This window comes from Pseudomonas sp. TWI923, from assembly GCF_039673365.1.
Lineage (GTDB): Bacteria > Pseudomonadota > Gammaproteobacteria > Pseudomonadales > Pseudomonadaceae > Aquipseudomonas > Aquipseudomonas sichuanensis.
Genome location: NZ_JBDJLM010000062.1, coordinates 20600 through 30882, shown reverse-complemented (window position 1 = coordinate 30882; position 10283 = coordinate 20600). Strand labels below are relative to the sequence as shown.

At 65.8% G+C, this 10283-nt stretch carries 10 protein-coding genes; 5 read left to right on the top strand and 5 right to left on the bottom strand.

Annotated features, from left to right (window positions below; genetic code table 11):
* Positions 1 to 88: 88 nt before the first annotated feature.
* From ABE459_RS20070 to ABE459_RS20060, 3 genes are all read right to left on the bottom strand, one after another.
* On the bottom strand, positions 89 to 997 hold the full coding sequence (locus tag ABE459_RS20070) for an alpha/beta fold hydrolase (protein WP_323830689.1): 909 nt from the start codon (positions 995 to 997) through the stop codon (positions 89 to 91).
* Between the two features lie 166 nt (positions 998 to 1163).
* A complete protein-coding gene (gene fabV / locus ABE459_RS20065; protein ID WP_110991718.1) occupies positions 1164 to 2363 on the bottom strand; it encodes an enoyl-ACP reductase FabV in 1200 nt (399 codons plus the stop codon).
* Positions 2364 to 2621: 258 nt separating this feature from the next.
* Positions 2622 to 3464 carry a LysR substrate-binding domain-containing protein gene (locus ABE459_RS20060; protein ID WP_323830688.1) on the bottom strand — a complete coding sequence of 281 codons (843 nt, stop codon included), beginning with the start codon at positions 3462 to 3464 and terminating at the stop codon, positions 2622 to 2624.
* Between the two features lie 134 nt (positions 3465 to 3598).
* Between ABE459_RS20060 and ABE459_RS20055 the strand changes: the two genes are divergently transcribed.
* The 4 genes from ABE459_RS20055 to ABE459_RS20040 are packed head-to-tail and all read left to right on the top strand — an operon-like array spanning position 3599 to position 7767.
* Entirely contained in the window at positions 3599 to 4654 is a 1056-nt protein-coding gene (locus ABE459_RS20055; protein WP_323830687.1) for an agmatine deiminase family protein, read from the top strand.
* A complete protein-coding gene (aguB, locus tag ABE459_RS20050) occupies positions 4651 to 5547 on the top strand; it encodes an N-carbamoylputrescine amidase (RefSeq protein WP_110991721.1) in 897 nt (298 codons plus the stop codon). The genes ABE459_RS20055 and aguB overlap by 4 nt, the downstream gene beginning before the upstream one ends.
* A gap of 2 nt (positions 5548 to 5549) precedes the next feature.
* Positions 5550 to 6644, top strand: coding sequence for an extracellular solute-binding protein (locus tag ABE459_RS20045; RefSeq protein WP_258644832.1), 1095 nt, complete (start codon positions 5550 to 5552; stop codon positions 6642 to 6644).
* A 4-nt stretch (positions 6645 to 6648) separates the two neighbouring features.
* Positions 6649 to 7767, top strand: coding sequence for an agmatine deiminase family protein (locus tag ABE459_RS20040; RefSeq protein WP_125462617.1), 1119 nt, complete (start codon positions 6649 to 6651; stop codon positions 7765 to 7767).
* A 202-nt stretch (positions 7768 to 7969) separates the two neighbouring features.
* On the opposite strand, the gene ABE459_RS20035 is transcribed toward ABE459_RS20040, so the two are convergent.
* Entirely contained in the window at positions 7970 to 8503 is a 534-nt protein-coding gene (locus ABE459_RS20035; RefSeq protein ID WP_323830686.1) for a cytochrome b/b6 domain-containing protein, read from the bottom strand.
* On the bottom strand, positions 8500 to 8769 hold the full coding sequence (locus ABE459_RS20030) for a PepSY domain-containing protein (RefSeq protein WP_125462616.1): 270 nt from the start codon (positions 8767 to 8769) through the stop codon (positions 8500 to 8502). The genes ABE459_RS20035 and ABE459_RS20030 overlap by 4 nt, the downstream gene beginning before the upstream one ends.
* A gap of 199 nt (positions 8770 to 8968) precedes the next feature.
* Here ABE459_RS20030 and ABE459_RS20025 point away from each other — a divergent pair, with 199 nt between their 5' ends.
* A complete protein-coding gene (locus tag ABE459_RS20025) occupies positions 8969 to 10147 on the top strand; it encodes an acetyl-CoA C-acetyltransferase (RefSeq protein WP_258644824.1) in 1179 nt (392 codons plus the stop codon).
* The last annotated feature ends 136 nt before the right edge of the window (positions 10148 to 10283 follow it).

The window sequence follows — 10283 nt, the reverse complement described above, 5'->3', positions numbered from 1 at the left end:
GCACAAGGCCGCTCCTACAGAGGATCGCATTTCCCTGTAGGAGCGGCCTTGTGCCGCGAAAGGAGGGCGCAGCCCTCCCCCTTCACGCTCAACCAATAACCTGCCCCGGCACCTGCTCCGCCAACCGCCCCGCCTGCAACCACCCCAGCGCAATCGGCCAAAGGCTCTGGCGAAACCGGTCATGAAAGAACGCAAAGTGACCAATCTCCTCGACGCCGATATCCACAGGCGCCACCCGCAGGTGCTTGCGCCCGCGCTCATCCAGATAACCCAATAACCGCTCGGTGGCCGCCACCGTGCCGAACGGATCGTCGGTCAGGCTGATCGCCAAGGTCGAGGCGCTGACGTGAGCGAACGGCAAGGCTTGCAGCAACCGCCCGCTGGGTCGGTGCTCGTAGCGTGGCGTCGGCGTGCTCCAGTCGTGCACCACCCCCGCCGGCGTGTCCTCCAGCCACCCCAGGCGCTTGCCGGGAAAGTAGCCGAACACTCGGGTCAGCAATGGCATCAGCACATGCCATTTGCCATACAGCTGCCAGCGCTGGTCCGCCGCATAGTCGCGCCAGTAGGCGAACTGCGCACCCACCAGCACCGCGTGCTGCACCTGCGCCGCCGAAGGCGCCAGGCCCAGCGCCCAGCCGCCGAAACTGTGCCCCACCACATGCACCGGTTGCCCCGGATGTTCGGCGCCAGCCAGTTGCAGCATGGCCTCGAAATCCAGCCGGCCCCAGTCGCTCCATGAGGCCTGGAAACCGCGCAGCGAGGCCGGGCGCGATTCACCTATGCCACGGTAGTCGTAGCTCAGGACATCGAAGCCTTGGGCGAACAGGTAGTCGGCAAAACGCGAGTAGTAACGGCAACGCACCGAAGTGGCGGCGTTGATGATCACCAGCGGCCGCTGGCTTGCGGGGGTGGCGTGGCGCCAGCGGAAGCCGCCGAGGCTGTAGCCGTCGGGGGCGTTGTGGCGAAAGGCGGTGGCGGGCTGGGTAAGGCTGCTCATGGCGCGCTTCTGTGTTGTTGTGCGCCAACGCTAGCAAAAAACCTACACCTGTGCCGGCCCTTTCGCGGGTAAACCCGCTCCCACAGGATCTCCACAGTCTTGAATGCTGTGGAGATCCTGTGGGAGCGGGTTTACCCGCGAAGAGGCCGGTACAGGCCTGACGCGATTACAGCTCGATGCAGTCGAACTTCACATCGGTGGCCACGTCTTCGTCGTAGTTGACGTCAGCGCGCTCGAAACCGAACAGGTTGAGGAACTGCTTCTTGTAACCGGCGTAGTCGGTCAGCTCGAACAGGTTCTCGGTGGTCACCTTCGGCCACATGGCACGGCAGGCGTCCTGCACATCATCACGCAGTTCCCAGTCGTCCAGACGCAGACGGCCTTCCTCGTCCAGTGCAGCCGGCGCACCGTCCTCACGGTACATGCGGTCACGGAACATGCGGTCCAGCTGGTGCTGGGTACCTTCGTGGATACCCTTCTCCTGCATGATCTTGAAGACCATCGACAGGTACAGCGGCATCACCGGGATAGCCGAGCTGGCCTGGGTAACCACCGACTTCAGCACCGCAACGTTGGCACTGCCGCCGACTTTTTTGCCCAGGCGCTGGGCGGTTTCGTCCAGGTCCTGCTTGGCCTTGCCCAGGGCGCCGTCCCAGTAGATCGGCCAGGTGATGTCGGAGCCGATGTAGCTGAAGGCCACGGTGCGGGCCTGAGGCGCCAGCACGCCGGCGGCGTTCAGGGCATCGATCCACAGCTCCCAGTCCTGGCCGCCCATCACGGTAACGGTATCGGCGATTTCCTGCTCGGTGGCCGGCTCGATGCTGGCCTCGATGATGGTGTCCTTGTTGGTGTCGATGGCGGTCGACTTGTACGGCTGGCCGATCGGCTTGAGCGCCGAGCGGATCACTTCACCGGTCTGCGGCAGCTTGCGCACCGGCGAGGCCAGCGAGTAGATGACCAGGTCGACCTGGCCGCCCATTTCGTTCTTGATCAGCTCGATGACCTTGGCGCGAGCTTCGTCGGAGAAGGCGTCACCGTTGATCGACTTGCTGTACAGGCCCTCGGCCTTGGCGAACTTGTCGAAGGCGGCGGCGTTGTACCAGCCGGCGGTGCCGGCCTTGGTCTCGGTGCCCGGCTTTTCGAAGAACACGCCCAGGGTGTCGGCCTTGAAGCCGAATGCCGCGGTGATGCGGGCGGCCAGGCCGTAGCCGCTGGAGGCGCCGATCACCAGGACTTTCTTCGGACCATCCTCGCGCACGCCCAGCTTGCGGGTGGCTTCGATCTGGTCACGGACGTTGAGCTCGCAGCCCTTTGGGTGAGTCGTGGTGCAGATGAAACCGCGAACCTTGGGATGAATGATGGCCAATGTCTGTACCTCGTCAGGTTTAGGCTGGGGAAGCGCCCCGGCAAAAATGGGGCGGTTCCGTTTGATCTAGAGGGTGAGACTACCCTCGCATGTCATCCGACACATAATACGGGGTGATTCGAGCCACTGCATGATCGAACTGATTACTGTAAGAGCGGCCTTGTGTCGCGAAAGGGGTGCGAAGCGCCCCCAGGATTTGTGCCGCACTTCAAGATCGCTGGGGCCGCTATGCGGCCCTATCGCGACACAAGGCCGCTCCTACAAGGCTTGGCGTAACCACTCCAGAAACCGCCGCGCCTGCGGGTCATCCTGGCTGTCGCGATGCACCAGGCAACTCCACGCCGGCCCACGCACGCGCTGGGCCGACAACGCCTGCAACTGCCCCTGCGCCACCAACCGCTGCGCCAGCAACTGGCTGACCAGGGCAATCCCCAACCCCTCGCCCGCCGCCTCCAGCAGCAACCCCGGGTCGGAAAAATTCAGCCCCTTGCCCTGCTGCCCGACATCCTCGCCGCCTTCGACCTGCCAGTGGCTCCAGTCCATCTCCCGCTCGCCATGCAAGGTGGTGCGCCCCTGCTCGGGCAGGTCCGGGTGGCAGGCCGGGTACAGCAGGTCCTGGTGCAGCACACTGAAGCTGCATTCAGCCTGGGCGCCAATGTCATCGCGGATCGCCAGGTCGATGGTCTCGCTGGCCATGTCCGGCACCTCGAAGCTGGTGAACAGCCACAGGTCCACCTCCGGATAGCGCTGGTGAAATTCCGCCAGGCGCGGCAGCAGCCAGTGCCGGGCGAACGCAGGGGTGGTGTTGACCACCAGCTGGTTGGGCTTGCGGTACTGGTCCAGCCGGCGGATGCCCACCGCCAGTTGCTGCAGCAAGGTCTGGGTGGTGCTGAGCAGATCGTGCCCGGCATCGGTAAGGCTGACGCTGCGCCCGGTGCGGTGGAACAGCGGTTGCTCCAGGTAGCTTTCCAGGCTGCGAATCTGCTGGCTGATCGCCGACTGGGTGAGGTTCAGGGCCTCGGCGGCCTTGTGGAAACTGCCCAGGCGGGCAGCGGCTTCAAAGCCGCGCAGGGCATTGAGCGGGGGCCAGTGTTTGAGCATGCTGATAAGCCTGACTGATCAGAAATACGCTAAATCTATCGTTTGTCGCCCCAACTTCCCAGCCATAACATTGGCACCAACACCCGCGACGGCGGGCTTCGTTGATAAAAATCCCTAATAGATCGGAGTTCACTATGACCCTGTCCCACGACAGCGGCTGGCGCATGCCTGCCGAATGGGCCCGCCACGCCGCCACCTGGATGATCTGGCCGCACAACCAACCACTGTGGGAATCGGGCTGGGGCGTGACCCTGGCCGACGTGCAGCGCGACTACGCCCGGGTGGCCGCCGCCATCGCCCGCTTCGAGCCGGTGAAGATGGTGGTGGACCCGTCCGCCATGGCCACCGCCCGCGCGCTGTGCGGCGCCGGCATCGAGCTGATCGAGCTGGCCGTCGACGACAGCTGGTGCCGCGACAGCGGGCCAAGCTTCCTGCTGCACCCGCAGCAAGGCGTGGCCGGCCTGAGCTGGCGCTTCAACGCCTGGGGCAACAAGTCCGAACACGGCAAGGACCGCAGCCTGGCCCGGCGCATCCTCGACCAGCTCGGCCTGGAAGGTTTCAGCACCCCGCTGTGCAACGAAGGCGGCGCCATCCATGTGGACGGTGAAGGCACCCTGATCACCACCGAATCGGTGCTGCTCAACCCCAATCGCAACCCGGGCCTGAGCAAGGCTGATTTCGAGGATTGCTTCGCCCGCCTGTTGGGCATCCGCAAGACCATCTGGCTGCCGGGCGACCCGCAGTACGTGACCGGTGACATGACCGACGGCCATGTCGACGGCGTGTGCGCCTTCGCCCGCCCCGGCGTGCTGCTGGTGGATGCCACCCATGACAAGGATTCGGTGTACGCCGAGGTGGTCCGCGAAAACCGCCGTGCGCTGGAGCTGGCCACCGACGCCCAGGGCCGTAAGTTCGAGCTGCTCGACCTGTACGAGGCCACCGCGGCCGTGGACACCGACGCCGAGGTGTTCTGCGCCTCCTACACCAACTTCTACCTGGCCAATGGCGCGGTGATCATGCCGGCCTACGGCATCGACGCCGACCAGGCCGCCGCCGATCAGCTCGCCCATGCCTTCCCCGGCCGCGAAGTGGTGCCGGTGCGCATCGACCATATCGCCCACGGCGGCGGCGGCATTCACTGCATCACCCAGCAACAGCCGGCCTGGCCGCTGCAAGGAGAACGCCCATGAGCACCCTGCGCATCGCCACCACCCAGATGGCCTGCAGCTGGGATGTGCCCGGCAACCTCGACCGTGCCGAGCAACTGGTGCGCCAGGCCGCCGCCGATGGCGCCCAGGTGATCCTGTTGCAGGAGCTGTTCGCCACGCCGTACTTCTGCATCGAGCAGTGCCACAGCCACCAGGCCCTGGCCGAGGACTACCACGACAGCCCGCTGCTGCGCCGCTTCGCCGCCCTGGCCAAGGAGCTGGGCGTGGTGCTGCCGCTGAGCTGGTACGAGCGCGCCGGCAACGCCTTCTTCAACTCGCTGACCGTGGCCGACGCCGACGGCACGCTGCTGGGGGTGTACCGCAAGAGCCATATCCCCAACGCCATCGGCTACCAGGAGAAGGAGTACTTCAGCCCCGGCGACACCGGCTTCAAGGTCTGGGACACCGCCTTCGGCCGCCTGGGCATCGGCATCTGCTGGGACCAGTGGTTCCCCGAGACCGCCCGCTGCCTGGCGCTGATGGGCGCCGAAGTGCTGCTGTTCCCCACCGCCATCGGCTCCGAGCCCGGCGCCGCCGGGCTGGATTCGCGCGATCATTGGCAAGTCGCCATGCGCGGCCACGCCGCCGCCAACCTGCTGCCGGTGGTGGCCGCCAACCGGGTTGGCGAAGAAGTGGCCAAGAGTGACAGCAGCCTGTCGATGCGCTTCTACGGCTCGTCGTTCATCTGCGACCACAAGGGCGCCCTGCTCGCCGAAGCCGACCGCGCCAGCAGTGGCGTGTGGCTGCACGACCTGGACCTGGCGCAGATGCGCGAGGACCGCCTGAGCTGGGGCGTGTACCGCGACCGCCGCCCCGACCTGTACGCGCCGTTGATGACCCTCGACGGCCGCACCCCACACACCGAGAGGGCCTGAGCATGCCACGCCGTCCATCACAACTGCTGGCCATCGCCGCGCTGCTGGCCTGCGCCGGTATCGCCCAGGCCGAGCAGGACGCCTTGCGCCTGTACAACTGGGCCGACTATTTCGCCGAAGACACGCTCAAGCGCTTCACCGCCGAAACCGGTATCCCGGTGATCTACGACGTCATGGACGGCAGCGAGGTGCTGGAGGCCAAGCTGATGTCCGGGCGCAGCGGCTACGACCTGGTGTTCCCCGGCGACACCGTGGCCGAACGGCTGATGCGCGCCGGCAGCCTGCAGAAACTGGACCGCAGCCAGCTGACCGCGCTGGACGACATCGACCCCAGCCTGCGCAAGTTGCACGACCAGTACCCCAAGGCCAGCCAGGCCACCGTGCCCTACACCTGGGGCACCATCGGCCTGACCATGGACGCGAAGAAGATCCGCGAGCGCATGCCCGACGCCCCGCTGAACAGCCTCGACCTGCTGTTCAAGCCAGAGCTGGCAGCCAAGTTCGCCGATTGCGGCATCTCGATGATCGACTCGCCCGACGAAGTGCTGGCCGTGGTGCTGCACTACCTGGGCCGCGAACCGCGCAGCGCCAAACGCGAAGACCTGGCCGCCGCCAGCGAACTGCTCAAGGGCATCCGCCCCTATGTGAAGAAGCTGCAGTCGCAACCGGTGACCGAGCTGGTCAACCAGAACATCTGCCTGTCACTGGGCTACAGCGGCGACGTGATCCAGGCCCAGCGCACCGCCGAAGCCGCCGGCAAAGCCATCGACTTCCAGTACCGGGTGCCCCGCGAAGGCACCACGGTGTGGATGGACACCATGGCCATCCCCGCCGACGCCAAGCACCCCGAGTACGCCTATCGTTTCATCAACTTCGTCATGCGCCCGGAGAACATGGCCGCGATCAGCAGTACCACCGGTTACCCCACTGCCAGCGCCAAGGCCCGCCCGCTGGTGGACCCGCGGCTGCGCGACAACCCCGATATCTACCTTAACGAAGCCGCCTACGCCCGGCTGATCCCCGGCAAGGACATCCCCCAGGCCGACATGCGTGCGCGCATGCGCGTCTGGACCCGTTTCAAGACTGCACAGGACTGACCCCATGCCCACTCGCCGCACCTTCCTTCAACAACTGAGCGTGGTCGCTGGCGTCAGCGCCGCCGCCAGCTTCGGCCTGCCCCTGGGCAGCGCCCGCGCCGCCGAGGCCGGCCGCTGGTTCATGCCCGACGAGGGTGAAAAACAGCAGTGCGCCTATATCGCCTTCGGCGCCCAGGACGCCATCTGGGAAGACTTCACCGAAGACGTGCAGGCCGCGCTGGGCCGTATCGCCCGGGCCATCGCCGCCTACCAGCCGGTGACGGTGTTCTGCCGCGCCAGCGAACGCGATATCGCCGAGGAAGAATGCGGCAGCCACAACATCACCTATGTCGAAACCGAGCTGGACGACATCTGGATGCGTGACATCGGCGCCAACCTGGTGCTGGACGACGATGGCGCGCTGGGCGCGGTGGACTTCAACTTCAACGGTTGGGGCGGCAAGCAGCAGCACCGGTACGACGCCAAGCTGGCGGCGCGCGTGGCCAAGCTGGCCGGAGCCCAATACCAACGCAGCGAGCTGGTGGGCGAAGGCGGCGGCATCGAGGTGGACGGCCACGGCACCGGGATCATGACCGAGAGCAGCTGGATCAACCGCAACCGCAACCCCGACTGGAGCAAGGCCGAGGTCGAAGAGGAACTGAAGGCGCGCCTGGGGCTGCGCAAGATCATCTGGCTGCCGGGCATCAAGGGCAAGGACATCACCGATGCCCACGTGGACTTTTATGCGCGCTTCGCGGCGCCCGGCGTGGTGGTGGCGAACCTGGACAACGACCCGGATTCCTACGACTACGCAGTGACCCGCAAGCACCTGGAAATTCTGCAGAACGCCACCGACGCCGATGGGCGCAAGTTGCAGGTGCATACCCTGTCGCCGCCGATGAAACCGCGCAGCAACAAGTTCAGCAAGGGCAACCCGGACTTTGCCGCGGGGTACATCAACTACTTCGTGATCAATGGCGCGGTGATCGCACCGCAGTTTGGTGATCGCAGCGCTGATGAGAAGGCCCGGGCGTTGCTGGTGCAGTTGTATCCGGGGCGCACGGTGGTGCAGCTGGATATCGATGCGATTGCGGCGGGAGGGGGTGGGATTCACTGCGTGACCAACCAGTGCCCGGCGGTGTAGATACGCCCTTTCGCCGGCAAGCCGGCCAAACAATGAACTTGCACATCCACTGTAGGAGCGGCCTTGTGTCGCGAGAGGGCTGCGTAGCAGCCCCGCGATTTCTGCTCTTACGCGGAAATCCTGGGGCCGCGTTGCGGCCCTTTCGCGACACAAGGCCGCTCCTACAGGTCCGAGTGATTCCCCGCGATGGCCCTTCAGCCTTTCACGGCTCGTCGGAAGACCGTCGCCGCCCGGTCACCATCGACAACGGCAGGTTCTCCCTCAAGCGCACACTCTCCACCAGCGCCGCCAGCAGGTGCACGCCAACCAGCGCCAGCACCGCATCGGCCAGCCAGCTGTGCAGCGTCTCCAGCCATTCGGCGCCCCACAAGGCATCCACCTCCAGCATCATCCAGCCGGTCACGCCCAGGCTGGCGATGCCGGTCATCATCAGCACCATCACCAGCGCGCCGATCGGCGTATGCCCCAGGCGGTGAAAACGCTCGCCGCGCCAAAGCGCCAGCGCATGCACCTTCAACCGTGCCCGCGTGGGCCAGAAGTCCCTCCAGCGCGCGCTGCGCGGCCCGACAAACCCCCAGCCAATGCGCAACACCAGGCAGGCACCGGCGTAGTAGCCCAGCCACTGGTGCCAGTCGTCACCGGCCTCGTTGAAGAAGTAATCGGCAAAGAACACCAGCGCCAGGGACCAGTGGCACAACCTCAGCAACGGGTCCCACAGGCGCACACTGGCGGTCACTCATGCACCTCGCTCTTGACCGCCTTGCCGGTGACCGGGTCGTGGTAGATCTCGACCTTGCGCCCGTCCTTGTCGAAACCGTAGATCTCGTAGCAGTTGCCCTTGGTGATCTGGAACTTGTTGATCTTGTAGCCCTGCTCCTTGAGCTGGGCCTGGAACTTGTCGGCATCCTGCCAGGTGCTGCGGTCGGCCGTGGTGCATTCGGTCTTGGCAAAGGTGTTGGCGCTGGCGAGCAGCAGGGTGATGGCAATCACTGAGTAGCGCATGGCAAGAAGCTCCGCTCTGGTGGTTGGTAAACGCTCCCCCCCGAAGCTGACGCCAAGCTTAGTTGCGGCGCCGCGCAGGCGTGGCCCGCCGCCGCTTATTCATTTGAATTTCGGATCAATGGCAAAGAAAAACAAACTTCCCAAATCAGCGCCCGGCAGGGATGCTGTGGCGATCATGACCGTACCCCGGAGAACAACAATGAACGAAGTCGTCATCGTCGCCGCCACCCGCACTGCCATCGGCAGTTTCCAGGGGGCGCTGGCCAACCTGTCCGCCGTCGAACTGGGCGCTGCGGTGATCCGCCAGTTGTTGGCCCAGACCCAGCTGGACCCGGCCCAGGTCGACGAAGTGATCCTCGGCCAGGTGCTCACCGCCGGCGCCGGGCAGAACCCCGCCCGCCAGGCCGCGGTCAAGGCCGGCCTGCCCTATGAAGTGCCGGCACTGACCCTGAACAAAGTCTGCGGCTCGGGCCTCAAGGCCCTGCACCTGGCCGCCCAGGCCATCCGCTGCGGCGATGCTGAAGTGGTGATCGCCGGCGGCCAGGAAAACATGAGCCTGGCGCCCTACGTGCTGCCCTCGGCCCGCACCGGCCAACGCATGGGCCATGGCCAGCTGGTCGACAGCATGATCACCGACGGCCTGTGGGATGCCTTCAACGACTACCACATGGGCATCACCGCCGAGAACCTGGTGGACAAGTACGGCCTCACCCGCGAGCAGCAGGACGCCTTCGCCGCCGAGTCGCAGCGCAAGGCCGTGGCCGCCATCGAGGCCGGGCGCTTCAAGGATGAGATCACCCCGATCCAGATCCCGCAGAAAAAAGGCGAGCCGCTGGTGTTCGACACCGACGAGCAACCCCGCGCCGGCACTACCGCCGAGTCCCTCGGCAAGCTGCGCGCCGCGTTCAAGAAGGACGGCAGCGTCACCGCCGGCAACGCTTCCAGCCTCAACGACGGCGCCGCCGCGGTGCTGCTGATGAGCGCCAGCAAAGCCAAGGCCCTGGGCCTGCCGGTGCTGGCCAAAATTGCTGCCTACGCCAGTGCCGGCGTGGACCCGGCGATCATGGGCATCGGCCCGGTGTCGGCCACCCAGCGCTGCCTGGCCAAAGCCGGCTGGCAGCTGGGCGAGCTGGACCTGATCGAGGCCAACGAAGCCTTTGCCGCCCAGGCGCTGGCGGTGGGCAAGCAGCTGGAGTGGGATGCGGCCAAGGTCAACGTCAATGGCGGCGCCATTGCCCTGGGCCACCCGATCGGTGCGTCGGGCTGCCGGGTGCTGGTGACCTTGCTGCATGAAATGATCAAGCGCGATGCCAAGAAAGGCCTGGCCACCCTGTGTATCGGTGGTGGCCAGGGTGTGGCGTTGGCGATCGAGCGGTAAGCCCGAGGGCCTCATCGCCGGCAAGCCGGCTCCCACAGGTACCACGTTGACCGTGAAAGTCGCGCAATCACTGTGGGAGCTGGCTTGCCAGCGATGAGGGCGGCACAGGAGGAACCTTCCTCCAGACCGCATAATC